This window comes from Pseudomonas sp. CFBP 5748 (assembly GCF_053850495.1).
In genome coordinates this window covers 275,950-301,181 of the sequence record NZ_JBSPTN010000007.1, presented here as the reverse complement: position 1 = coordinate 301,181, position 25,232 = coordinate 275,950, and the positions used below count along the sequence as shown (strand labels likewise).

The 25,232-nt window shown below is 61.3% G+C and carries 24 protein-coding genes; 10 read left to right on the top strand and 14 right to left on the bottom strand.

Translation table 11 applies throughout. The annotated features are described in order from the left end of the window. Positions 1-8 precede the first annotated feature (8 nt). From ACWNZ1_RS18450 to ACWNZ1_RS18410, 9 genes are all read left to right on the top strand, one after another. Positions 9-737, top strand: coding sequence for a class I SAM-dependent methyltransferase (locus tag ACWNZ1_RS18450; protein ID WP_256454120.1), 729 nt, complete (start codon positions 9-11; stop codon positions 735-737). Then, positions 734-1,216, top strand: coding sequence for a DUF3261 domain-containing protein (locus ACWNZ1_RS18445; RefSeq protein WP_135843336.1), 483 nt, complete (start codon positions 734-736; stop codon positions 1,214-1,216). The genes ACWNZ1_RS18450 and ACWNZ1_RS18445 overlap by 4 nt, the downstream gene beginning before the upstream one ends. Next, entirely contained in the window at positions 1,213-2,409 is a 1,197-nt protein-coding gene (locus ACWNZ1_RS18440) for a beta-ketoacyl-[acyl-carrier-protein] synthase family protein (RefSeq protein WP_256454119.1), read from the top strand. Before ACWNZ1_RS18445 ends, ACWNZ1_RS18440 begins: the two co-directional genes overlap by 4 nt. Further along, positions 2,406-2,873 (top strand): hotdog family protein, encoded by a 468-nt coding sequence (locus tag ACWNZ1_RS18435; protein WP_135843334.1) that lies wholly within the window; start codon positions 2,406-2,408, stop codon positions 2,871-2,873. The genes ACWNZ1_RS18440 and ACWNZ1_RS18435 overlap by 4 nt, the downstream gene beginning before the upstream one ends. Next, a complete protein-coding gene (fabG, locus tag ACWNZ1_RS18430) occupies positions 2,870-3,598 on the top strand; it encodes a 3-oxoacyl-ACP reductase FabG (RefSeq protein ID WP_122565330.1) in 729 nt (242 codons plus the stop codon). Before ACWNZ1_RS18435 ends, fabG begins: the two co-directional genes overlap by 4 nt. Then, positions 3,598-4,824: a beta-ketoacyl-ACP synthase gene (locus tag ACWNZ1_RS18425; protein ID WP_256454118.1), complete on the top strand. Its 1,227-nt coding sequence runs from the start codon at positions 3,598-3,600 to the stop codon at positions 4,822-4,824. The genes fabG and ACWNZ1_RS18425 overlap by 1 nt, the downstream gene beginning before the upstream one ends. Positions 4,825-4,866: 42 nt before the next feature. Then, positions 4,867-5,313, top strand: a complete 447-nt coding sequence (locus ACWNZ1_RS18420) for an excinuclease (RefSeq protein WP_025211438.1) — start codon at positions 4,867-4,869, stop codon at positions 5,311-5,313. Positions 5,314-5,857: 544 nt separating this feature from the next. Beyond that, the gene (locus ACWNZ1_RS18415; RefSeq protein WP_456027794.1) at positions 5,858-6,835 is read left to right on the top strand and encodes an alpha/beta fold hydrolase; all 978 of its coding nucleotides are present in this window, start codon (positions 5,858-5,860) and stop codon (positions 6,833-6,835) included. Between the two features lie 172 nt (positions 6,836-7,007). After that, the gene (locus tag ACWNZ1_RS18410; RefSeq protein WP_456027793.1) at positions 7,008-11,087 is read left to right on the top strand and encodes a dermonecrotic toxin domain-containing protein; all 4,080 of its coding nucleotides are present in this window, start codon (positions 7,008-7,010) and stop codon (positions 11,085-11,087) included. Positions 11,088-11,183: 96 nt separating this feature from the next. On the opposite strand, the gene ACWNZ1_RS18405 is transcribed toward ACWNZ1_RS18410, so the two are convergent. Further along, complete coding sequence (locus ACWNZ1_RS18405) at positions 11,184-12,080, bottom strand: LysR family transcriptional regulator (RefSeq protein ID WP_135843331.1); 897 nt, start codon at positions 12,078-12,080, stop codon at positions 11,184-11,186. A 141-nt stretch (positions 12,081-12,221) separates the two neighbouring features. Here ACWNZ1_RS18405 and ACWNZ1_RS18400 point away from each other — a divergent pair, with 141 nt between their 5' ends. Further along, positions 12,222-13,478 carry an MFS transporter gene (locus ACWNZ1_RS18400; protein ID WP_420825046.1) on the top strand — a complete coding sequence of 419 codons (1,257 nt, stop codon included), beginning with the start codon at positions 12,222-12,224 and terminating at the stop codon, positions 13,476-13,478. A gap of 18 nt (positions 13,479-13,496) precedes the next feature. Here the strand turns inward: ACWNZ1_RS18400 and gspM are convergent, their stop codons facing one another. From gspM to gbpA, 13 genes are all read right to left on the bottom strand, one after another. Then, positions 13,497-13,943 (bottom strand): type II secretion system protein GspM, encoded by a 447-nt coding sequence (gene gspM, locus ACWNZ1_RS18395; protein WP_456027792.1) that lies wholly within the window; start codon positions 13,941-13,943, stop codon positions 13,497-13,499. Beyond that, the gene (gene gspL / locus ACWNZ1_RS18390; protein WP_135843328.1) at positions 13,943-15,049 is read right to left on the bottom strand and encodes a type II secretion system protein GspL; all 1,107 of its coding nucleotides are present in this window, start codon (positions 15,047-15,049) and stop codon (positions 13,943-13,945) included. The genes gspM and gspL overlap by 1 nt, the downstream gene beginning before the upstream one ends. Continuing rightward, positions 15,049-15,894 carry a type II secretion system protein GspK gene (locus tag ACWNZ1_RS18385; RefSeq protein WP_456027791.1) on the bottom strand — a complete coding sequence of 282 codons (846 nt, stop codon included), beginning with the start codon at positions 15,892-15,894 and terminating at the stop codon, positions 15,049-15,051. Before ACWNZ1_RS18385 ends, gspL begins: the two co-directional genes overlap by 1 nt. Next, the gene (gspJ, locus tag ACWNZ1_RS18380; protein ID WP_280944628.1) at positions 15,891-16,424 is read right to left on the bottom strand and encodes a type II secretion system minor pseudopilin GspJ; all 534 of its coding nucleotides are present in this window, start codon (positions 16,422-16,424) and stop codon (positions 15,891-15,893) included. Before gspJ ends, ACWNZ1_RS18385 begins: the two co-directional genes overlap by 4 nt. Beyond that, positions 16,417-16,803, bottom strand: a complete 387-nt coding sequence (gspI, locus tag ACWNZ1_RS18375) for a type II secretion system minor pseudopilin GspI (RefSeq protein WP_135843325.1) — start codon at positions 16,801-16,803, stop codon at positions 16,417-16,419. Before gspI ends, gspJ begins: the two co-directional genes overlap by 8 nt. Beyond that, positions 16,796-17,263, bottom strand: coding sequence for a type II secretion system minor pseudopilin GspH (gene gspH, locus ACWNZ1_RS18370; protein WP_256454112.1), 468 nt, complete (start codon positions 17,261-17,263; stop codon positions 16,796-16,798). Before gspH ends, gspI begins: the two co-directional genes overlap by 8 nt. A gap of 2 nt (positions 17,264-17,265) precedes the next feature. Continuing rightward, positions 17,266-17,721 carry a type II secretion system major pseudopilin GspG gene (gspG, locus tag ACWNZ1_RS18365; RefSeq protein WP_135843323.1) on the bottom strand — a complete coding sequence of 152 codons (456 nt, stop codon included), beginning with the start codon at positions 17,719-17,721 and terminating at the stop codon, positions 17,266-17,268. A 3-nt stretch (positions 17,722-17,724) separates the two neighbouring features. Next, positions 17,725-18,933 (bottom strand): type II secretion system inner membrane protein GspF, encoded by a 1,209-nt coding sequence (gene gspF / locus ACWNZ1_RS18360; RefSeq protein ID WP_256454111.1) that lies wholly within the window; start codon positions 18,931-18,933, stop codon positions 17,725-17,727. A gap of 4 nt (positions 18,934-18,937) precedes the next feature. After that, complete coding sequence (gene gspE, locus ACWNZ1_RS18355) at positions 18,938-20,410, bottom strand: type II secretion system ATPase GspE (protein WP_135843321.1); 1,473 nt, start codon at positions 20,408-20,410, stop codon at positions 18,938-18,940. Further along, complete coding sequence (gspD, locus tag ACWNZ1_RS18350) at positions 20,407-22,335, bottom strand: type II secretion system secretin GspD (RefSeq protein ID WP_178084232.1); 1,929 nt, start codon at positions 22,333-22,335, stop codon at positions 20,407-20,409. Before gspD ends, gspE begins: the two co-directional genes overlap by 4 nt. An 8-nt stretch (positions 22,336-22,343) precedes the next feature. Continuing rightward, positions 22,344-22,871 carry a type II secretion system protein N gene (locus tag ACWNZ1_RS18345; RefSeq protein ID WP_135843319.1) on the bottom strand — a complete coding sequence of 176 codons (528 nt, stop codon included), beginning with the start codon at positions 22,869-22,871 and terminating at the stop codon, positions 22,344-22,346. Next, a complete protein-coding gene (locus ACWNZ1_RS18340) occupies positions 22,868-23,419 on the bottom strand; it encodes a cytochrome b (RefSeq protein WP_135843318.1) in 552 nt (183 codons plus the stop codon). The genes ACWNZ1_RS18345 and ACWNZ1_RS18340 overlap by 4 nt, the downstream gene beginning before the upstream one ends. A 67-nt stretch (positions 23,420-23,486) precedes the next feature. Next, a complete protein-coding gene (gene gbpA, locus ACWNZ1_RS18335; protein ID WP_280944625.1) occupies positions 23,487-24,953 on the bottom strand; it encodes an N-acetylglucosamine-binding protein GbpA in 1,467 nt (488 codons plus the stop codon). Positions 24,954-25,232 lie beyond the last annotated feature (279 nt).

Sequence of the window (25,232 nt, the reverse complement as noted above, 5' to 3'; positions counted from 1 at the left end):
CAGCAACCATGAGCTACCTGAGCGACAACTACGTCGAAGAGACCCGCTTCGGTTTCTGGTTCCTGCGCAGCCACACCTGGCAGCACCACGTGTTGCGGGTAGCGGTCAACGACCTGCGCAGCCTGTTCAGTACCCCGCTGCCGGCCAACCCGGTGCTGCTGGACGCTGGCTGCGGCCAGGGCAAGTCGTTCCAGTACCTGCGCCAGGTATTTGCGCCGCAACATCTGATCGGCGTGGACGCCGATCCCCATAGCCTTGACCTGAGCGTGGAGGAAGCGGCGCGCCAGGGCATGACCGTGGAATTGATCGGCAGCGACTGCGCGACGTTGGCGGTGCCGGATGCCAGTGTCGACCTGTTGTTCTGCCACCAGACCTTCCATCACCTGGTGGAGCAGGACAAAGCCCTCGCCGAGTTCTATCGCGTACTCAAGCCCGGCGGCTACCTGATGTTCGCCGAGTCCACCGAAGCCTACATCGATACCTGGGTGATCCGCTGGCTGTTCCGCCACCCGATGCACGTGCAGAAAAGTGCCGCCCAGTACCTGGACATGATCCGCAGCCAGGGTTTCCAATTCGAAGCCCAAAACGTGTCTTATCCGTACCTGTGGTGGAGCCGTTCCAAAGACTTCGGCCTGCTGGAGCGTTTTGGCCTGCGCCGCCCCAAGCCGTTTGGCGAGCGGGAGGAAACCCTGGTCAATGTGGTGGCCCGCAAGCCCGTCGAAGGGACCGCCGGATGATTCGTTTCCTGCTTATCGGCTGCCTGCTGCTGCTCAGTGCCTGCGCCAGCCACGCGCCGCTGCCCGAGCGCACGCCGACCCTGGCGCTGCCACTGCAATTGCACATCGAGCGGCAACTGGCCGGTCAACGTCAGGATTGGTTGCTGGTGGTCCAGCGCGAAAACAGCGGCCTGCGCTGGTCAATGATGGACCCGCTGGGCATTCCCGTAGCCCGCCAACGCCTGGTCGACGGCCAATGGCAGGCCGACGGTCTGCTGCCACCCAACGCCGAGGCCCGGGAGTTGTTCGCCGCGCTGCTGTTCGCCCTCACACCCGAAGCCGAACTTGCCGGCAACTACCCGGCCGCCCGCCAGCGGGCATCGCAACGAACCCTCGATTCCCGCTGGCAGGTGCGCTACGAGCGACCGCTGGATTTTGAACTAAGCCTGCCCCAAGGCCCGCACTACCGCATCACACCGTTGACCGAGAGCACCCCATGACTGCCTATTTGAATGCCCTTGGAGTGATTTGCGCCCTGGGCCGCGACAAACATACCGTTGCGCGCAACCTGTTTGCCGGCGACTGCTCGGGTGTGCGGGTCGAGGCGGGCTGGGTGGCCGAGCGTGCATTGCCGGTGGCCTCGGTGTCGGGCGCACTCGCGCCCATCCCTGCCGCCCTGGCGGCGCAAGGCAGCCGCAACAATCAGTTACTGCTGGAAGCGGGCTTGCAGATCCGCACCGAGATCGACCAGGCCATCAAGATCTATGGGCGTGCGCGGATCGGCATCGTGCTAGGTACCAGTACCTCGGGCATCGATGAAGCCAGTAGCGGTATCGCCCATTATCTGCGCGAACAGCGCTTCCCCGACGGCTACGACTACCAGCAACAGGAGCTCAGCGCGCCGGCCAACTTTCTCGCCGACTGGCTCGACCTGAGTGGCCCGTCCTACGTGATTTCCACCGCCTGCACCTCCAGCGCCCGCGCCTTGATGAGTGCCCGGCGCCTGCTGGACCTGGGGCTGTGCGATGCCGTGCTCTGCGGTGGCGTGGACAGCCTGTGCAAACTGACCCTCAATGGTTTTTCGGCGCTGGAAGCGGTGTCGAGCGAACGCTGCAATCCGTTTTCGGTAAACCGCAGCGGCATCAACATTGGCGAAGCAGCCGTGCTGTTCCTCATGAGCAAGACGCCGGGCGAAGGAACACCGATTGCCTTGCTCGGCGACGGCGCCAGTTCCGATGCGCACCATATTTCCGCCCCGGAGCCCAGTGGTCGCGGCGCCCGCCAGGCCATGGAAAAAGCCCTGCATTGCGCAGGTCTTGAGCCCAGTCAGATCGACTACCTGAACCTGCACGGCACCGCCACGCAACACAACGACGCCATGGAAAGCCAGGCCGTGGCCGGGCTATTTCCGGCGGGGGTGCCCTGCTCATCAACCAAGCCCATGACCGGCCACACCCTCGGCGCAGCCGGGGCACTTGAAGCAGCGTTCTGCTGGTTGAGCCTGAGCACACAAAACACCGCCCAGGCCCTGCCACCGCATGTCTGGGATGGCCAGGCCGATCCCCAGTTGCCGGCGCTCGACTGGGTAAACGCCAACACCCGCCTGAACCCAACCTCACCGCGCCGCCTGATGAGCAATTCATTCGCCTTCGGCGGCAACAACGTCAGCCTGATTATCGGAGACGCCCCATGACTGACTGGCCGCTCGCCGAACTGCTGCCCCACGCAGGCGACATGATCCTCATCGATCGGATCCTGGACTTCGATGACGAGCAGATCCATACCCTCGCCACCGTCAGGCCCGGCGGGTTGTTCAGCCGTGACGACGGCGGGCTGCCGGCCTGGGTCGGCATCGAGCTGATGGCCCAGAGTGTCGCGGCGTTTGCCGGTTGCCATGCACGCCGACGCGGCGATGCCGTGGAGCTGGGTTTCCTGCTTGGCACCCGCAAGTTCGAATGCAACGTCGAATATTTCCCTGTCGGCGCCGAACTGACCATCCATGGCGTGCGCTCCCTGGAAGACGACAATGGCATGGGCGTGTTCGAATGCCACATCCGCGCCCCTGGCATCCATGCCACGGCCCGGCTGAACGTGTTCCGCCCGCCCCAGGCCGCCCAATACCTCAATGAACCGTCCGCAACAGGAAACCAGCCATGACTGAATCCGTACTGGTCACCGGCTCCAGCCGTGGCATCGGCCGCGCCATCGCCCTGCGCCTGGCCCAGGCCGGGCACGACATCGTGCTGCATTGCCGCAGTGGCCGCGCCGAGGCCGAAACCGTCCAGGCGCAAATCCAGGCCCTGGGCCGCAATGCCCGGGTGCTGCAGTTCGACGTGTCCGACCGCGCCGCGTGCAAAGCCATTCTCGAAGCCGATGTCGAAACCCACGGTGCCTATTACGGCGTGGTGCTCAACGCCGGCCTGACCCGCGATGGAGCCTTCCCGGCCCTGAGCGAGGACGACTGGGATGTGGTGATGCGCACCAACCTCGACGGTTTCTACAACGTCCTGCATCCGGTGATGATGCCGATGATCCGCCGTCGCGCCGCCGGGCGTATCGTCTGTATCACCTCGGTTTCGGGGCTGATCGGCAACCGCGGCCAGGTCAACTACAGTGCGTCGAAGGCTGGCTTGATCGGCGCGGCCAAGGCATTGGCAATCGAGTTGGGCAAGCGCAAGATCACCGTCAATTGCGTCGCGCCTGGCCTGATCGATACCGCCATGCTCGATGAAAACGTGCCCGTGGAAGAACTGATGAAAATGATCCCCGCCCAGCGCATGGGCACTCCAGAAGAGGTGGCGGGCGCGGTGAACTTCCTGATGTCCGCCGAAGCCGGCTACATCACTCGCCAGGTCCTGGCCGTCAACGGAGGTCTGTGCTGATGAAGCGCGTCGTCGTCACCGGCATGGCCGGCATCACCTCCGTGGGCAGCGACTGGGACACCATCGCCGCCAACTTCGCCGCCAACCGCAGCGGCATCCGTCGCATGGATGAGTGGGATCGCTTCAGCGAACTGAACACCCGCCTGGCAGGGCCTATCGACGATTTCCAGGTCCCGGCCCACTGGACGCGCAAGCAACTGCGCAGCATGGGCCGGGTCTCGCGCCTGGCCGTGGGCGCGGCGGAACAGGCCCTGGCCGACGCCGGTCTCTTGGGCGATGAGTCGATCAAGGACGGGCGCATGGGTGTGTCCTGCGGTTCGTCCACCGGCAGCACCGACGAGATCAAGGCCTTTGGCAACATGCTGCTCAACAGCGTGGCCGAAGGGCTGAACGCCAATTCCTATGTACGGATGATGCCCCACACCACGGCGGCCAACATCAGCATCTTCTTCGGGCTGACCGGGCGCCTGATCCCCACTTCCAGCGCCTGCACCAGCGGCAGCCACGGCATCGGCTATGCCTACGAGGCGATCAAGTTCGGCCGCCTGCCGCTGATGCTGGCCGGTGGCGCGGAAGAGCTGTGCCCGACCGAAGCGATGGTCTTCGACGCGCTCTACGCCACCAGCCTGAAAAACGATGCCCCACAGACCAGCCCACGCCCGTACGACAAGGATCGCGATGGCCTGGTGATCGGTGAAGGCGCCGGCATGCTGGTCCTCGAAGAACTGGAACATGCCCTGGCCCGTGGCGCGCGGATTCATGCCGAAATCGTCGGTTTTGGCAGTAACGCCGACGGCCAGCACGCCACCCGTCCCGAACTGAGCACCATGCGCCGGGCCATGGAACTGGCCCTGGAGGACGCCGGTCTGGAGCCTGCTGCCATCGGCTACGTCAACGGCCACGGCACCGCCACCGAACAGGGCGACATCGCCGAAACCCTGGCCACCAGCAGCCTGTTCGGCGAACACATGCCCATCAGCTCGCAGAAAAGCTTCCTCGGCCACACCCTGGGTGCCTGCGGGGCGCTGGAATCCTGGTTCAGCATCGAGATGATGAACCGCGACCTGTACGTGCACACCTTCAACCTCGACGAGGTCGATCCCCAGTGCGGCAAGCTCGACTACCTGCGTAACGAGTTCCGGTCGATGAGCAACGAATACGTGATGAACAACAACTTCGCCTTCGGAGGGGTCAACACCTCGCTGATCTTCCGTCGCTGGCACTGAACCGAATTCAAACTGCTGCTACCCCTCGTCAAGGAGACCATGATGTCGTTGAAGAAAATCGCCGTTACCGCCGCCCTGTTGCTCAGCACTCTGCCGGCCATCAGCCAGGCTCGTGATACCGCGCTGTTCCTGCCTTTCGACAAAGTCGTCGCGGAAGCCATCCGCACCGGCAAGATCGACGGCAGCGTGAAGTTCTACCTGGCCGGCAACAAACCGGCCGGCAACGTCACCGTGGTCAGCCCAGGCGCGGTGACCAACAAGAAAACCAACGCCTTCAACAAATCCGATGAAGTCGCCTGCGAATGGGTCCTGCAATCGGCCCTGATCAGCCTGCACCAGGCCGCCAAGAATGCCGGTGCCAACGCCGTCACCAACATCGTCAGCTTCTACAAGAGCAACGAACGCAAGGACCCGACCACCTACGAATGCCACGCTGGCGCGATCATGGCGGGCGTTGCGTTGAAAGGGGATTTGGCGAAGGTGCAGTAAAGCGCTAAAGAAACCCTCGACGCTTCCCTTGTGGCGAGGGAGCTTGCTCCCGCTGGGCTGCGCAGCAGCCCTTTTTTGGAGTGTTCGCGCCCCGTCACCACAAAGTTTCAGTATCGAAAGGATCGTGTTCCAAGGATTGACACAGCCTCCCGCCGGCAAAAACTCGGAAAGCAGACCACTCAACTTCCGAAAATATTTAAAGACCAAACTGAAGCCATAACACTCAATAAATGAGTGCCCCCCAGAAAGTGCTCTTTTGACGATCAACTGTTATCTCCGGAGAAAGACCTGAAGCCCCCAGCGTAGCGCAGGGCCTAACCGACCGCTGAGGCAGCAACGGGATGTCTTATATGTAAGCGCAACCATGCAGCTGTCTTACCGCTTGTCGGAACTGTCATCTTCGACAGTATCGGTGAGATTGGGAATGGCTTCAGGCTTTAAACATCTGCCAAAAGGCTTCTCCATTTTCAAATACCTTGCAGGTTAACGCTCGACAACCCTGCTCGCCTTATGAGCTGTAACTAAATTAAATCCGGTTTCCAAAATGGATAAGAAACTGATGGATGCAATAGCTTGGTCGGGCGTCCCACCCGTGTCTTCTCGACAGCAGGCCACATCATCTTCTATTGAACAAAACACCATTGTTGTCGACGGAGCAACGTTTACACGTGCCTATGCCTATGTGAATGGCATTCGCCTTCACTATCTTATAAGCGGTGATGGCGAAAACCCGGTGTTGCTGGTGCATGGGTTTCCCGGAAGCTGGCGTAATTGGGAGGCGTTGATGGGGCAATTGGTGCGTGCCGGTCATACGCCTATCGTTCCTGATTATCGCGGCGCGGGGAAAACTGATGTATCAGAAAGCGGCTATGACAAAAAAAGCATGGCGCACGATTTGCACGAGCTGGTCAGCAGCCTGAACATCAAGCGGGTCGATGTTGTCGGCCATGATATGGGTTTGATTATTGCCTATGCCTACGGGGCACTTTATCCGGATGAAACCAAACGTATTATCTTGATGGACGGATTCATTCCTGGCATCCCGGGATGGGAAACGGTTTACAACGGGGACCCGGCAGGTGGCATTGCAAGCAAATGGCACTTTCGCTTCTTTGGCGAGGCAGCCTTGAACATGGTCCAAGGACGGGAAGAAACTTACCTGAACATGTTTTTTGATAACTTTGTATTTTCCCGCAACCATCCAGTGTCGGATAGCGTGCGGACTGCGCTGGTGAAAGATTATTCCCGGCCTGGACGCATGGAGGCGGCCTTCAAGCTTTATTCGGCCTGGCTAGAGAATGATGTGAATGACAACCAAGCGTTCGCCCACCATAAACTGACGCTGCCTGTGCTCACCATTGGAGGGGATCATTCGAGAGGAAAGACCTTGGCCGAACAAGTCAAATACATCACTACGCAACCGTACTCTTTCATATTGCACAATACCGGGCATTGGGTACTGGAAGAAAAAACCCAGGCGACCTGCGAGGCGATCCTGACATTTTTGCGTGATAAAAAATAACCGTCGGCATGACCCGGCAGGGTTCATCGCGAGCAAGCTCGCTCCCACCTGAATGATGTGTCCTTAATCCCTGTACACCGCCTGACACCGCTCCATGCGGTATCTATATACCGCCCCCTCTTCGCGCGTCTTCAATAGGTTGTTCCTTCCGAAAATTTCTCAGGAAGAGAACATGCTGGAGAAAAACCCGTTACAGACCGCTAGCGCCCTGCTGGTGAACCAACTCAATGCCTCGCAGCAACAGATGATCCGTCTGAACGACGCTGTTCCGCGCGCCTCGAAAGTGGCTGCACAGCACGTGGATGACTGGTTCAGCAAAGCCTTCCCCACCCTGTTGAACAAGCTGGCAATCAACGAAATACTCGTGTGCCGGCTGCAAGACGAAGCAGTCCCCCAAGCTGAGGGCACAACCGACACGCTGGCATTTAAACGCAAGGTGGCGGAAACGGTCCCCCTCGGCAGGCTTTTCTGGCGTGCGGTGGCAGGAAAGATCAATGCGCACGAGCTCTTCGACGAATTGGGCAATATCGACATCGTCACCGATCTGAACGGCGTCACGGATATGCCGGCAGCCCTGAATAGCCGTGACGCCAAGCAAGCAGTCAAGCAGCTGATAAGCATCACTCCCGCGTCGTATGAACGACTGCTGGCGCGGGCATTGGACGACTTCTGGGACAACCCGCCCGACCCTAGCCAGGACCGCAGCGTCAGCGAATGGCTGGCCGATGAATTCGGTAGGCAACTCAAGGCACAGGCCGATCTCCACCAACTGGACGGAACACTCAGCCTGCCGCTGCACAAGGCAGTAACGGAGCATGCGCTGTCGGCACCGGACGCGACGGATCGCGCCAGGCTGGCGGAGCGTGACCGGCCCGGGGTCTATGGCCTGAGTATCACCCCCGAAGGGTGGGGGTTCAGCGTGCCGGTGTCGGGCTCCGTTGCGTTGACCCAGCGTGACAATGTCGACTACCCGGGAAGCGCGCTGTTGTACAGCCCGGGTAAGCCGCTGGAGGTATACGCTGACCTGGCGGCGCTGAAAGCCAGTCTGGAGACGGACGATGACGTTCAGTATGAAGTGACCACCGCTCCCATCGCCGGGAATTTCCTTGCCCACCTGGTTACGGACCTGCGAGCGGCGCAAAAAACCGCCGTGAGCGATGCGCTGCTGAACGGGCCGGGAGAAGATGAGAAGATCAATACCTGGATAGACAGGATCGATGCCGCGGCGAACGTCAAGGATAGGCTGGACCTGGCGGGCGCCATGGACGAGCGCGCGTTACGGCTGTACCAGAAAAAACTGGACGACTGGCTGCACGCCAACCCGAACGTCATCGGCAGCGACCGCGTGTCCTGGTGGAACGCGCTACAGGACTTGCAGACATCCCTGGCGGATACCCCTCCCCCGCCAGATCCCGTGACACTGGCTTCCCTTGACGCCCTCCGGGACCGGACCCGCACGCTGCTCGCCGGGTTCATCAAGGACAAATACGCCCCGGTCGATCCTGACCAGGTATCCCTGTGTATCCGCAGGCAGACCCTCGACCCGCGCGCACCGACCGGCGAGTCGCCGTTCGGGTCTGGTTTATCGCGAGGCCACGTGGAGGCGATATTCGATGACTGCCGGTCCATGACGGAATGGGCGATGGCCAACCTGACGCCGGACGAGCGCAATGCTGCCCACCACACCGAAGAGGGGCCGCTGAGCTTTGCGCAGATCGTAGAGGTCATTGAAAGGGCAAACGTGGGTACCCGTATCCCGCCCGCGTTGCGTCTTGCGGCCCGGGAGCGCCAGGCCGAATGGCTGTCCCTGAAAGCCAAGCAAATGCGGGCGCAAGCGTGGGCCGCCCATATCTCGGGTGACTTTACCCACGACAAGGACAACACCGGCCTGAACCTGGTGCTGGCAGCGTTGGACAGCCCAACGCCCGAGGCACGCCGCAAGGTCAACGGGCACGAGGTGGTGGTCCGGCAGATCCAGTGGGGCGACAGTGTGCTGAAAGAGCTGCTGGTCTTCGGCGTCAGGAAACTCTCCAGCCGGCCTTCATTGACGCTGTACACGCCGGGCGCGCCGGACGCAAAAGTGTTCAGGGACATCCACGCAGAAAGCGAAAGGGCGTTGGAAGCGGTCCTGGTCCAGACACTCATCAGCACCCTGGAAATGACCCGCTGGCTGATTTCACAACTGCCGCTGATGGAACAAGCCGATCAACTCGCCAGCCTGGTGCCGGCAGCGGAAAACCTGACGCTCAACGAGAAGATAAAGAAAGTCACGCAGTCCACCTTCTCATGGATAAAGCATCGGGTTCAGGATGATTTCGCGTTGAAGGTCGCCTCCCCCGTGGTGAAAGGCGACTTGCTCAAGGCACTGCACGAAACCCAGGTCACCCACGCGCTCAAGACGGCTGACGCGCTAACGGTGACAAACGCCGAGCGCAACAGCGCAGCGGCCCAGGAGGGACGCAGCAATGGCATCACGTTGCTGACGGGGGCGATGGCCATGTTCTACGCGGGCCGCCTGGGCGGGGTATTGGGCCGCGCGATTCTGCCGGTGATGGCTGGAGGCGCCGCAGTGTCGGCAATAAAGGACGAGGGTGGCAGCTTCAGCCAGTGGACCAGTGACTTCATCAGCGGGTTGGGAGAGGTCATGGCTGAGGCCGGGCAGGATCTGATTATGGCCCGCGCAGCCCGACGCCGAAGCAAGGACCGTCCAGAACTGTCGTCCCTGCCGCGCATGCCTGACCCGGAGCTGGGACCGTTCCTCCTGAAAGGCTTTGACGGCAAGGGACTGATACCCGAGGGTCGTAACCTGTTCAGGGACGCGGGTGGACAAGGCTATTTAAAGCTGGGGAGTGGCTACAGTAAAACAGCGATACAAGCGGGTGAACGGATTATCTATGCGTCGAACAACCGTACTCATCAACTGCCAGTGACTTGGAAAAATGGCCGATGGCAGATCGAAGAGCCAAAACGGCTGCTCGGTGGCGGAATCATACAAAGTCTATTCGGCCGGACTCCGGAAACCCCGCAACAGAAGACCTACAACGCATTGGTAGAAGGCGTACTGGTGGACCATCGCTGGCCGCCCCGGGAAGTGGTGAATCAGGTAAAGAAGATCATCCACTCAATGCCCGAAGAGCTGGCCGAGCGCATCCTGCGTGAGAGCATGAATGACATCCACGTTCGCGACATCGACACTTATCGCTCCCGAATAAACCAGATAAAGATAAACAAAAGACTCCACGGCCTCGCGCAACATAAAAACCCCCACGAAAGCCTGCTGTACAAATTCAACGTATGGCAGGCCGTCGACTACTGCACCCGGGACATCAGCGCAGAGGAAAGGGGGATCGTGCTTACGCCCCCGCAAAAAATGAAAATATTCGACATGACCCTGCCGCTCAAGAAAGAGCTTTTCGACAGCGAAGGCGACTTCAAGATGATGATGTCCTCCTTGACAGACAACCTCACCGGCGCCTTATTCATCACCATCACCCCTCAACAGGGGCGAAAGAAAGCCGCCATGGATAAGATCCAGGGCGATATTCATGACGTGATCGAAGCCGCGGAAAAACGCTTCTGGGCCGAGCTGGGCGACCTGTACTCAGGGGAGGGGCCCGAAGTAGAAGCCGCCAGGGAAAAATACAAAGAAAATCCGGAAAACCTCCTGGAATATAAGAATAAAAAGTACAGCGCCTTCAGGGACGAGATGAAAAAAAGACGCGTGCCCGGGCTCCTGACGGAAATCCGGAACAATAAGATTCCTTATGTCATCGCCAACAAGGGCAAGTCGCAGCGAAAGACCTTATTGGTCACCAGTGAGGACATCACCAACTTCACGAAAAACCTCTCGAACTACGACACGTTCGATATCGAAGTCGTGACCCAGGTCCCGACGAAAAAGGTTCCTGGCAAGTCACCGACCACCAGCACTGCGCCGGTACTGGCAGAAGCATCCACCGCAACAGAAAAATTTACGATGAGCCTCAGCACACTGGCAGAAACCCAGATGTCATATGACAACTTTCCCGAAGCAGCCAGAGCCAAGGTGACAGAAATCATGGATGACATTCGAGCCGGCAGAGCCACGACAAAACGAATCAACAAATATTACTGGTACGACATGGCCCAGCTATCCCCAGGCAGCGGCAGAGGCGCATGGCGCGCCGCGTTTGAACGCAAGGGCGATACCTGGACCCTCCAAGGGTTTTATGACTATCACGCCAATAAGCCTGCGACGGTTTGGGAGGGCTAAGGAATACGGTAAATAGTTCGAAGAAGGGCGCCTCACGGCGCCCTTCACAAACAGGCTGACTTGTCACCCATCATGTCCAATTGACTCGACATCAGCTCAAACATCAGCCGTATTTTTAGTCAGCAACTCCACAAACGCCTTCGCCATCGGCGAACGCTGATCCTTGCGCTGCACCAGCCACACCGCCGACACCGCCGCCGGGTCAAGCAGCGGTCGATAGACCACGCCATCAATACGCATGCGCTGGTAAGACGCCGGCAGGACCGAGACGCCCAGCCCCGCCGCGACTAGGCCGATGATGGTCATGGCTTCGCCGGCTTCCTGGGCAAAGTTCGGGCTGAAGCCGGCGTCGCGGGCCAGGCTCAGGAGCTGCGCATAGAGGCCGCTGCCGTAGCTGCGGGGGAAAAACACGAACGGCTCCTGGGCCAATGCCGAGAGAAAAAGGCCTTTTTCGTGGCCCTGGGCCAAGGGATGTTTGGAGCTGAGCACGGCGACGAGTGGCTCGCGGCTGAGCTCAATTTCCTGCAAGGCGTCGGGCAATGGCAACGGACGCATGATGCCCACCTCGATCGCGTCGTCCAGCAAGGCATCGGACACCTGGGTGCTGCTCATTTCCCGCAGGTTCAGGTGCACGGCTGGAAAACGTTGGCGGAACGTGAAAATCGCTTGGGGAATGGTCGAGTTGAAAGGCGCCGAGGAGGTGAAGCCGATTTTCAGCTCGCCCAATTCGCCCAACTGGGCACGGCGGGCCACGTCGGCGGCCTTGTCGACCTGGACCAGAACCTGCCGCGCCTCTTCAAGGAACAGCCGCCCGGCCTCGCTCAATTCGACCCGACGATTGGTGCGCTCGAACAACCGCGCACCGATCTCCTGCTCCAACGCCTGGATCTGTTGGCTCAGCGGCGGCTGGGAGATGCCCAAGGCCAGCGCGGCGCGGCCAAAGTGCAGTTCTTCGGCCACAGCAATGAAGTAACGCAGGTGACGCAATTCCATGGGGCGATCCAATAGGTCGTAAAACGTCTTAAACAGGTCGAACAATATATTGGATAGAAACATTAGCCGGCTATATGCTTTTTCCATTGCCTGCCTGGCCGTGCTCCATTGAGGTCCACCGTGAAAACTGCTCTCGCTCCATTGGCCCATGAAATCCCGCCACGTGTGCAGGACGATGCCGTTGCCGAACTCAAAGACATTTACATTGAGAAAGGCACGCCGATGTTCATGCGCACGGTGCTGGCGCTGTTCAGCGCTGGCTTTGCGACCTTCGCCCTGCTGTATTGCGTGCAACCGATGATGCCGCTGTTGTCCCGGGAGTTTTCCATCAACGCGGCGCAGAGCAGCCTGATCCTGTCGGTGGCGACCGGCATGCTCGCCATCGGCCTGTTGATCACCGGCCCGATTTCCGATCGCATCGGCCGCAAGCCGGTGATGGTCGCGGCACTGTTCGCGGCCTCGGCGTGTACGATTGCCAGTGCCATGATGCCGACCTGGCAAGGCGTATTGGTGCTGCGCGCCTTGGTGGGCCTGTCGTTGAGCGGGTTGGCAGCGGTCGCAATGACCTACTTGAGCGAGGAGATCCACCCCAAGCACATCGGCCTGGCGATGGGACTGTATATCGCCGGCAACGCCATTGGCGGAATGTGTGGGCGCCTGATCACCGGGGTCTTGATCGACTTTGTCAGCTGGCACACCGCGATGCTGGTGATCGGTGGCCTGGCCTTGATCGCGGCGGCGGTGTTCTGGAGGATTCTTCCCGAGTCGCGCAACTTCCGCCCTCGCTCGCTGCACCCGCGCAGCCTGCTGGACGGTTTCACCATGCACTTTCGCGACGCTGGCTTGCCGCTGCTGTTTCTTGAAGCTTTCGTGTTGATGGGCGCGTTCGTGACGCTGTTCAACTACATCGGCTACCGCCTGCTGGCCGAGCCTTATCACCTGGATCAGGCCTTTGTCGGGTTGCTGTCGGTGGTGTACCTGTCGGGCATCTACAGCTCGGCAAAAATCGGCGCACTGGCGGACAAACTCGGCCGGCGCAAAATGCTCTGGGCAACCATCGCGCTGATGCTGGCCGGCCTCGCGCTGACCATGGCCACGCCGTTGTGGCTGGTGGTCCTGGGCATGCTGGTGTTCACCTTCGGCTTCTTCGGCGCCCACTCGGTCGCCAGCAGTTGGATCGGCCGCCGCGCCCTCAAAGCCAAGGGCCAGGCGTCGTCGCTTTACCTGTTCAGCTATTACGCCGGCTCGAGTGTCGCGGGTACAGCCGGCGGCGTGGCCTGGCACTTGGGCGGGTGGAACGGTGTTGGTCTGTTCATCGGCGCGTTGCTGGTGGTGGCGTTGCTGGTGGCGGTGAAACTGGCGAAGTTACCGTTGTTGCCGGGGAATGTGCAGGTTTAGGTACCGGTGTTCGGTCGATCATTGACGCAAGACCACCCGCGCCTCCAACACACTACTACGCGCTTCCAGGGTCAACGACTGCAGCGCCGCGCCCTTCCGCTCTTGTTGATCCAGCCACTGGAGCAACTGATTGGCATCGCCACTGACGGCCAGTCGCAACGAATCGCCGTCGATCTCCATCTCTGCGATGTCCAACCCCGCTGCGGTCGCACTGTCATTGACGCGCACCGACAAGGGCTGTGTGGCGGTGGTCAGATCTCGGATGGGCTCGGCGCGCTGGATTCGGGCGTGCAGCTCAGCCTGTTGGCGATACTGTCGCTCGGCAACCTCCAGCCGTTGCCGGACAGGTTGCCAGATCGAGGTGTAGGCCACGACTGTCAGCAACAGCCCGACAAGGCCCAGCAACAATTGTTGCTCACGGCGTGACACCCTCCCCCAGGCCTGTATCAAGCTATTGAAGGTCATCAACGGTTCTCCAGCGTGAGGGTGGCCTGCACTCGGTTGTTCTGTTTGCTGGCGCTGCCCAGGGTAAGGGGCAATCCGTTTTGCTGCCCGCGTTCGCGCAGTTGTTCAAGCTCGACGAAGCTGTTGGCAGTCAGCTGGATTTTCCAACCTTCGTCTTCACGGAAATCGATGCGCTGCACTTCGACGTTGCTCGCGCCAATGACCCGCTCCGTCAGATGGACCAGGCGCGCGACCTGGGTGTCCTGGCTTTGCCCACGACGACTCTGCAACGCCTGGAACTGCGCCGCCAGGTCGACGATCCGGTTCTGCTCGGGATACAGCGACCTGAATCGCTGCTCGCCCTGGGCGTACAAACGCCGGGTTTCGCTTTCAAGAAACCGAACACGCACTTCGCTGGACGCCCAGATGAGCAATAACACGCCCAGCGCGGAAGCCGCCGCACCGCGCCATGGCAGAGGCTGGCGGCGGCGGCGACGAAACTCACCCTGCAACAGGTCGATGGGATGTCCACCAGCGTTGAGCAGCCATGCATCGATGCCTTCGCGATCGCGGCCTTCGTCCAGCCAGTGAATGTCCTCGGGCAAGTCCGGCTTGAGCGTTGCCAAGACCTGGGCCGACAACGACAGTCGCGCCGACAACGCTCCGCCCAGTAGCCAGCGACCGAACCAGCGCACAGCAAAGATCTTGTCTTCGGGAAGCAGATCGGCATCGACATGCATCGCACGGACATCAATGCCTTGCGCGGCCAGCAGCGCCAGCAGGGCCTGGAAACGGCTTCGCCCGGTCACCATCAGCGGATAACGCTGCTGACGGTCTCGTGCGCCGGCGCTGATGTGCAATGCCTCCAGGTTTTCACTCAGTCGCTCTTCGATGGCGAACGCCAGGGCCTGAGGCCGCGGCTGGCGTCGAGAGGGCCATGGATCGCTGCGCAGCCAGCTGCACATTTCCATCGGCAACAACACGTCGACGACTCGCCCGTGCAACTCGCGGGCGGCCTCATGCAAGGGCAGGTAACGCCGTTCGCCCGTGGGTGACCACACGCAGCACGGCCAGTTGGCGCAAGGCGCATCCAAGCCGTCGGCCGTCAGGTAAAGCCAGGTTTTCATCAAGGGCGCTCGCTGGGGCTGATGGGTAAAAAACGACGCTGAGCAACAGTCCAGCGTCCGCTAACCGGGTCACACTCGACATCCGAGGCCAGGCGCAGACGGCTGCCGGCGCGGCTCACGCTCACAGTGATTCGGAACCAGCGGCTGCTCACGCCCAGACCATGGCTGCCAAGGCCCAACCCGGACAACAGCGGGTCATTGGTAAAGGCCGGCACGCTGGCGTAGGGCGCGTGGCGACGCTGGCTGATCAACGCTTTGGCCGGCCCTTCCTCCATGCCGTCCAGGGTCATCAGCACGAGCCGCGGGGCGGTGTTGATATTCAGCAGAGCCTCCTTGGGCAGCAACGCCACCCAAGGCTCCAGGCGCCGCAGCGTCTGGCCGTCGAAGCCCGGCAACAGGCGCAGCTGACTCAACTCCTGCACCACTCCGACCTGGGGCAATGACAGCGCGGGCAAATCCAGCAACGCCAACAATCGCGTCCAACGGCCGAGCGTGATTTGATCGGTTTGGCCCTGGACCAGTAACGCGTTGAGGTTCAGACGCCCGGACAAATCCTGGATATCGATGTGAATCTCGGCGTCTTCCCTCTCGAATGCAGGTTTGAGCCGGGCCCAATCCTGGCTCAGGTCAACCGGCCCGGATGAGGTTATCGCGCTGCGTTCCAACACCGTCTGCGCCCAGGCTTCAGCGGCCAGCGCCAATTGACGCAGCTGGACGTGCTGCAGCTGCTGCGCGCTGCTCTGCACCAACAAGCGGTGACTGCGCAGCATGCCGCCGGTGAGCAGCAGCGCCAGGCTCAGGACCAACAACACGCTGATCAGCGCCACGCCTTGTTGTCGGTTCATGGCAACGATCCAGGCAACAGCAGCACTCGTCGGATCTGCTGGAAACGCCCCGCAGAAACCACCAATTCCAACGCCAGTGGCGCGTTGCCACGCACGGTTTCGCCGTGCCAGCCCCGTTCCGGGTCGAACACCCGCCAGCTCAGGCTGCGTACCTCCTCGAGCAATTTCTGCTGCTGCACAATGACCGGCCCTTCACCGCGACTATCGCGCCACAACACCGTCCCCTCGAGTCGATAGTTCACCGTTTGCTGCTCGCTGCGTGGCTGGTCCAGTGGATTGGACCAATGGCTACGCTGCAATTGCAGGCGCCCTGGCGCAAGCTCAATGGAACCGGCAACGGCCTGCCACGCATCCCGTTCGATCACTCCCACGGCGCGCTGCAAGGCCCGGATTTCTCGCTCATGTTGACCGGCGCCCTGCTGGGTACGCACGACACTGTCGAACAGGCGCCAACTGGCCAGGCCGAGCAGGGCAAAAATGGCGATGGCGATGACCAGTTCCAACAAGGTAAAGCCCGACTGTCTACTCATGACGGTTGCGGAGCCACCCAGTGGTGCGGTGTACGACAGATGGGCCACCGGCGCGGCTGACCTGGATCTCCACCTGGAGCAGGCGTGGGTCACGGGCCTGGGCGATACGCTGTTGCAAGATCCAATCGCGCTGATCCAGGCGCCGCGTCAGGCGCTGTTGACCAAGCGGCGTAGCGGCTTGCAGACGCAGCTCACTCAGTTGGTTATCCGCCAGCCAGACGCCCAACAGACGGTCCTCGAGCCCGGCGCTTTGTTTGAGTACGAACTGGCTGGCCGACAGCACTGCGGCCGCCAACGTCGCGAAAATCGCCAGGGCGATCATCACCTCCAACAGCGTGAATCCCTGGCAATCGGCGGCCAGCCTGCGAGCGTTACCCATCGATCAGCGGTCCCGCGATGCCATCACTCACGACCTGGGAAATAGTCTGGCCAGCGACTTTGATGAACAGCCTGAACGGACTGATCTCGTCACTGCTGAGCATCAGCAACTGTGGCGGGCCTTGGGTATCATCGAGCGTCAGCACATGACCGTCCTGCTCCAGCCCAAGCGTCAGGTTTTCTGGCAACCGCTGCAACGCCGACACCGCGGTCCAACCCAAGGACTCCAGGCGCAACGCCTGATAACCGCGAGGCTGAACGCGCACACCGTATTCCTGGCCATCCAATACCGCCCGTTCGCGCAACTGCTGGACCACACGGATGAAGTCCTCGGCTTGCTGCCGGGCTTCACGCGCCGGGTTCGGCCCCATGGCGAAGCTGACCATGCCCGCCAATACCCCGATCAACACAATGACGACCATCAGTTCCAGCAAGGTAAAACCCCGGCAATAACGGCCCATGCTCACTCGGCCCAATTGCCGATATCGGCGGCAAACCCATCGCCGCCTGGTACGCCATCGGCGCCCAGCGAGTACAGGTCATAGCTGCCATCGGGGGATTTGAGGCCAGGGTTGATGAACTGGTAGGGCGTGCCCCAAGGATCGATCGGCAGGCTTTTCAGATAACCCTGGGGGTTCCAGCTTTTTGCCACGGGCGTACCGGACGGCCGCTTGCTCAGCGCCTCCAAGCCTTGCTGGGTCGAAGGGTAATGAGCGTTGTCGAGACGGTACATTTCCAGGGCCGTGGCAATCGCCTGGATGTCGGTGCGGGCGGCCGTGACCTTGGCTTGATCGGGCCGGCTCATGAACTGCGGTACGACAATGGCGCCGAGGACGCCGATGATGACCACCACCACCATGATTTCGATCAGGGTGAAGCCGCGCTGAAGGCGTGCAGGTCGGTTGCTTTGAAGTTTCATGGGTCAATTCACCAATTGGTTGAGGCTCAAGATAGGAAGCAGAATGGCCATGACGATCAGCAGCACCACGCCGCCCATCAACACCAACATGGCCGGTTCGAAAAGGCTCACCACCAGCGCGATGCGCGCCGCGAGGCTGGCCTCCTGTTGTTCGGCGGCCCGGGCCAGCATGCGGTCGAGTTCGCCGACACGCTCGCCGCTGGCGATCATGTGCAACATCAGGGGCGGGATATCACCGCCAAGCTCCAGGCCACGGGTCAGGGTCCCGCCCTCGCGGACCGAACGGGCGACGTCGGCCATGCGCGCGCGAATGGTCAGGTTGCCGATCACCTGCGCGGCGATGTGCAGGGCGTCCACCAACGGCACTGCGCTTTTACTCAGGATCGCCAGGGTGCTGGCAAAGCGCGCCGCTTCCATTGCCCGCAGCACCTCGCCCAACAACGGCAGCCTGAGCAACAAGCGATGCCAGCGCAGGCGCCACGCCGATTGGCGCAGGCTCCAGCGCCACAGCCCGAGCAGCCCGGCCAACGCGCCGAGCAGCAGCAGACCGTAGCGGCGCAAGCCGTCGCTCACCGCGATCAGCGCCTGGGTCAGCCAAGGCAAAGGTTGGCCGCTGTCGATGAAAATCTTCACCACGTCCGGCACCACGTAGCCCAACAGAAAAGCGACAATCGTCACGCAGGCCAGCAGCAGAATCAGCGGATACACCAAGGCCAGTTGGATGCGCTGGCGCGACGCCTGGCGCGCCTGGGTGTAGGTCGCCAGTTGCTCCAGCACCTGGCCCAAGTGGCCGGATTGCTCGCCGGCCGCAACGGTGGCGCAGAACAGCTCGGGAAACGCCTGGGGAAATGCCCCCAGGGCGGTCGCCAACGCGTGGCCTTCCATCACACGACCGCGCACCGCCGACAGTAGATGGGCGACACGGCGCTTCTGGCTCTGTTGCGCCACCGCCCCCAGCGCCTCATCGAGGGGCAGGCCGGCCTGGATCAAGGTGGACAGCTGTAACGTCAGCAACGCCAGGTCAGCGGGGCTCAACCGCCCTCCGGCAGGCCGAGCTCCTATGATTCGCTGCTCCCTGGTTTCGTGCAGCTCACTGGGCAGCAAGCCACGCTCGCGCAACAACTGACGGGCATGGCGGGGGCTGTCGCCTTCCACGCGGCCCTTGCAGCGCCGGCCCTGGGCATCTTCGGCCCGGTAGTCGAAGGTCGCCATGGTGCTAATCCTCCTGGGTGATGCGCAGCAGTTCATCGACGCTGGTCAGGCCTTCCAGCACCCGCTGGCGTCCATCCTGAAACAGGCTCCGGGAGGTCTTGCGTGCCTCAAGAGCCAGCGCCTGCTCGGTGGCCCCCTGATGGATCAGCTGCGAGAACGCGGCGCTGACACTCACCAGCTCATAGATGCCGAAGCGCCCGCGATAACCTTTCTGGCATTGATCGCAACCCTGGGCCTTGAACAGCCGTGGCGCAGTGGCGGCGTCGAGTCCCAGGCGTCGGCAGGTGGCGGCGTCGGCCACGTAGGGGGTCTTGCAGGACGGGCACAAGGTCCGCAGCAAACGCTGGGCCACGATGCCGGCCAGGGACGACGCCAGCAGATAGGCGTCCACGCCCATGTCCACCAGCCGCGTGACCGCGCCGACGGCGGTGTTGGTGTGCAAGGTCGAAAGCACCAGATGCCCGGTCAGGGACGCCTGGACCGCGATTTCGGCGGTCTCGCGGTCGCGGATTTCACCGACCATCACCACGTCCGGGTCCTGGCGCAGAATGGCCCGCAAGCCACGGGCAAAAGTCATATCGACTTTCGAGTTGACCGGCATCTGGCCGATGCCCGGCAAGTGATATTCGATCGGGTCTTCGACGGTGAGGATGTTGCGGCTCTGGTCGTTGATGCTGCTCAGCGCCGCGTACAGGCTGGTGGTTTTCCCGGAACCCGTGGGACCGGTCACCAACACGATGCCGTGGGGTTTGCCAAGCAATTGGCGCAGCCCTGCCAGGGTGTCGTCGGGCAAGCCCAGGCGTTGCAGCTCCAGGCGTCCGGCCTGCTTGTCGAGCAGGCGCAACACCACGCGCTCGCCATGGGCCGACGGCAGGGTCGAGACCCGCACATCGACTTCGTGCCCGGCCAATCGCAACGCCATTCGCCCGTCCTGGGGCACGCGCTTTTCGGCGATGTCCAAACGGGCCATGACCTTGATCCGCGACACCAGCAGGCTCGCCAGTTCCCGGCGTGGACGGAGCATTTCCTGCAACTGACCGTCGATGCGCATGCGCACCGACAGGTAGTGCTCGAACGTTTCCAGGTGCACATCCGAAGCGTGTTCACGAACCGCTTCGCTGAGCAAGGCATTGATCAGCCGGATGATCGGCGCATCGCCCTGCTGCTCCAGCAGGTCAGTGGTTTGCGGCACCTGATCGGCCAGGCTGAGCAGGTCCAGTTCCTCGTCCAGCCCTTGGGCAACCTGCTCGGCGGCGCTCTGGCCCTGGCGGTATACGCTGGCCAGACGCGCGGCGAACGGGGCCGGTTCCAAGACCTGGATCGGCAGTTCGCGACCACACAGGCGCCGAACCTCAGCCAGTGCTGTCAGCGGCGCATCACGACGCATCACCAGACTCAAGGCCGCCCCTTCGCCTTCCAGCAGCACGCCAAAGCGTCTGGCGAAACCAAAGGGCAGCGGCGCCTGCGGGTCACTCACAAGTCACCCGAATGCTGTTGGTCCAAATCGGTCATCGGCGCATCCGCAGACGGCTCGAACAACTGGCGCGCCTCCCGAGGCAACAACAGCGAATTGTTCTTTCGCGAGCCCGGCTTGCTCAGCTCCCGTAGTGCGTCGTAGCGCTGGCGACTCACATCGGCCAGGTCTTCCCTGCTGCGTACGATGGTCGGACGCAGGAACACCATCAAATTGCTTTTGGTCTGGGTGTCTCGGTTCCAGCGAAACAGCGCGCCGAGGTACGGAATACTGCGCAGCAGCGGCACGCCGCTTTCCTGGGTCCGGACGCTGTCGCGGATCAGGCCGCCGATCACAATGATTTCGCCATCGTCCGCCAGGATCGTGCTCTTCAAGGCCCGCTTGTTGGTGATCAGGTCCGAGGAGTCCACGCCGGAGACCGACGGCGCGATGTCCGAGACTTCCTGCTGGACTTCAAGGCGCAAGGTGGAGCCCTCGTTGATGTAGGGCTTGATCTTGAGGCTGATGCCGACGTCCTTGCGCTCCACGGTGGTGAATGGATTGTCCGCACCGCTGCTGTTGGTGGCGTAGGAACCGGTCTTGAACGGGACGTTCTGGCCAACGATGATTTCCGCTTCCTGGTTATCCAGGGTCAGCAAGCTGGGCGTGGAAAGCAGGTTGCTGCGGGTATTGCTCGCCAGCGCCGACACCAGCGCACTGAAGCGGTCACCACCCAGGCGCAGGAGCGCGCCTTCCGTCGATTTATCCAGTTTGGCGGCGTCCATCCCGCCGATGATCGGGATGTCGGTTCCCGGGAAATTGATAAAACCTGTCGCGCTGCCACGGTTGAGACCCCACTGCACCCCCAGCGCTTCGGCAGTGTCCCCGGAAATCTCGACGATGGCCGCGTGGATAAGCACTTGGGCGCGGGGCTGGTCCAATTCGCGAACGATGTTTTCGATGGTGCGTACCTGGGCCGGTTCAGCGATCAGCACCAGGGCATTCTGGCTTTCATCGGCCTTGATCATGAACGAACTGGCCGGGGTACTTTCCCGCAGGCCGGTCAGTGCCGGTGTGGTTTTTTTATCCTGGCCGACGGCTTCCAGGACCTCGGCCAGTTGCTTGGCATCGCTGTGGCGCAGGCGGATGACCCGCGCGTTGTCCTGGGAGGCGGTGGCCGGGACGTCGAGGGTCCGGGCCAGGTCGACCAGGCGTTGGCGCACCGTCGGCGCGCCGATGATCACCAGACGATTGCTGCGGGCGTCGGCGATCACCAGGCCCGCGGTGTCACCCTCGCGCTTACCGCCAGAGGCTTCCATGAGCGGCGCGATATCCCCGGCCTGGGCATGGCGCAGGCGCACCACCACATGATTGCGGTTGCGTCCCGAGTCCAACTGCCGCACCACTTTAGTGAGGCGCTGCACATTGGCGGCCGTATCGGTGACCACCACCGCGTTGGATGACACCGAGGGGCCGACGTAACCATGGGTCGACACCAGGGGCCGGACCAGCCCGGCGATATCGGCAGCGATGCTCGATTGCAAGTCGATGACCTGGGTGACGAACTGCGACGGCGTGGCGCTTTTCGCGTCGCTGGTAGCGGCGCGTGTCTTGGCCTCGCTGACCGGGGTGATCAGGATCCGCTCGCCTTCGTCGATCACGGTGAAGTTGTGCGCATCGAGTACCGAATAGAACAACCGACGCACACCTTCGCGGTCCAGCGCCTGGCGGGACATGACGCTAATGCGTCCCGACACTTTGGGATCGAGCACCACGGTCTTGCCCAGAATCCCTGAGATTTCCTCGACCACGTCGCGCAGTTCCGCATTGTTCATCGCCAGTTGCCATTGGGCCTCTTCGGCCCGCAGCGAACCGGGGAGCGTCAGTGGGCCAAGCACGGCAAGACAGAACAGGACACGCGATGCGTGGCCCCGGATGAAACTGTTCATGAATTCGATCACTCTGATTGCCCGGCCACCGGGCGTAGGTATTGCGCGGCCTGAAGCGGTGCAGGCCCCCGGCCTTCGCGGTCCAATCGGCGCAGCAAGGGTTTTGTTTCTTGTTGCAGGGCCAGTCGCTCTTCACGTCCGTTGCGCCACAACATCACATGGCTGGCCTCGACCCGGCGCAACACACTGCCGCCAGGCAAACGCTCCCCCACCTGATAGATGCGCGGGCCTGTGGCGTCGGCCAGCAATGCCCGCGACAAACCCTGGCCAGCGACAAAACTGGCCTGCAACGTCATCGGTTCGGCGCTGGGTGAGTGGGCACCTTCAGGTGTCAGGCCGAGCACCGTCGCCACGGCTTGCACGTTGGGGAGTGCACGAACCGGAACGACCTGTGACTCATCCACCACTGGCACATCACGCGCCAATGCCTGGCGAAAACGCCACTCCTGTCCGGCCAGCAATAAGCCGTACAGCAGCGGCACGAGCACCAGCAACGCCTTCGGCAGACGGCTGCCAATCCAAACGGAAACACTCACCTTTGCGCTCGCTCAAGAGTCGCGCCTGCACGCTTGGCGAACGACATTCGCCGCACCACCCGGCGTCCGGATAACTCATGCCAGAGCACGGCGCACAAATGCAGCGCGATGAGTGTCGAAAGCACCACGCAAGACTGGGTATGGACGGTGTTGGCCAGTTGGATCAGCGATGGATCGTCCAGCGGCCGGGGGATTCGGACGAGCCCGAAAACACTGATGGCGCTTTTCATCATCAGCACGCCCGTCACCAGCACGACGCCGATGCTCAGGTAGATCAGCGTGTGTACCGCCAAGGCCAGCCTTTTGGTCAGTGACAACACCGTTCCACAGGTTTTCGACGCGCAGATAAACAGCCAGGATCGCCACACAAACAGCGGAATGAACACGGTCGTCAGCGACACATTGAGTGACCCGACCCAGTGCTCGGTGGCGGCTGATACCGGGTTGTAAGCGATATAAAACCCGGACACCAACGCCCATAAAATAATGCCGGCCGACAGCCAGTGCAGCAGGACCCGCCGCCGGGAATAATTGGAATGGGAATGCATCAGCGCGTTCTCGTCTGAAGGCTTCAGGCAACCCGTGGGGGCCGCCTGAAGCCATGCCTGTCAGGACTTACAGCTTGTCCCAGGCGCTTTGCCAGGACGCACCGACACCCGGTTCGAAACCGTTCGCCGACTGGCTGTACTGCTTGCAGAAGCCGGACGCAGGGAACGGCTTGCACTCGAAGACTTCGTCAGTCTTGGACTGCAGCACTTTCGTGCCGGCGGTGTAGTCGCCGAGGCCGTCAGGGAACACGAAATCGTATTCGATGCCGGCGCCCTCACCGGTCAGGATGACCGTCTGGGTCTCCTGGCGCGTGGTGCGGCCGTCTTCGGTGGTGCCCACCAGCGTCAGGGTGTGCGTGCCAGGGGCGGCGCCGCGCAAGTCCAGGCTCAGGCCTGTATTGCCTTCACCTACGGTCTGCACGATACCCACCTGCTTGTTCTTCTCATCGAACAACGTGGCTTCAAGGTTCATCCTGCGGTTTGTCTGGGCGGTGAGCGCCATGCTGACCCGACCTTTGTCGAGTACGTACTCTGGCTGCAGGGGGGACAGTTCCATGCTGGCGTTGGCGTCTTCCTGCATATCCAGTTGCACTTGATAGCCGGTCACACCGCTTTCTTTCTGGGCGTACAGCCTGTTGGTACCTTTGACCGGCGCGATATTGCCGTCTTCGTCACGAATACCGGCACGAATCAGGGCATGGGCGTTGTTGATGGCTTCGGCCAGTTTGAACGACCAATTCTCAGGCTTGCCTTCTTCAGCGTTGTCGATACTGATTTCTACGCTGTACTCAGCATTTTCGCCGGTGGCGGAGAAGGCCCGGGCCTTGACCTTGTCACCCGCCAGCAACGGGGTCGATGGCGTAATGCTGCCCACCGGCAACCAACCGCCCGGTAATGCGGCTTCGGCGAGAATGTTCACATCCACCGGGTTGTAGAATGCGTTATCCGTGTCGCCCACTGTCCAGACGGCCAGGATGACGTGATGACCCGATTTACCGTCAGGAATGACGCAGTTGTGCGGGGCACCGCCTACCGGAACTTGATGACCGCCATCCACCGTACAGAACGGCGTGCTGTCGAACGAGGAACGCTTGAGCGCTTGGTTCGGCTTCCAACCGTCGCGGGTAATGAAGTATTCGTGTTTGCTCGTCCGGTGCGGCGCGATATATTGCCATTGAAAGGTAATGTTGCGGTCCCTGATTTCGGTCAGGTGCCAGCGCGAAGCCGATTGCGCATCAAGGGCAGAAAAGTTGGCGTTGCCGCCGCTGGCGATTTTGCCGTCGATAGGGCCTTGCAGCGGCCCGCCACCTGCTCCATTCGGGAAGCCCTTGAAGGTCTCGCCGGTACTATGCGGCTCGTATTGCGCGCCACCGCAGTTCAGGTTGACACCTTTCTGGCACAACAGTGCGCGAGAAGGTGGCACGTCGACGAAACCATGTGCATGCACACCTTGGGACGCCACGATGGCCGACAACAGAACTAACGACGAAGCACACCCCGTTAATACATTGCCCTTATTGAAGTTATTTTTCATATAAGTTCCAGACTACTCATCGAGATTAAAAGACGAATCACCGTCATCTTGAAAGGCCCGCCGGATCGTTCAGCGCCAGACCTCACAAGCGCCGAAACCTTATAGAAAGTTGAACAGTTCCTATGTAGGAAAAATCTCTCAAAATAGAAGGAATGATCTCTGAAGTTATTTCTCTTACATAGCTTGAGAAACTTCTTACGAGCGGAAATAACTATCAAACAAAACCAAACAGACACATCAGACAAAACAACTGACGCTTTACATTTAATAAATAAAAAA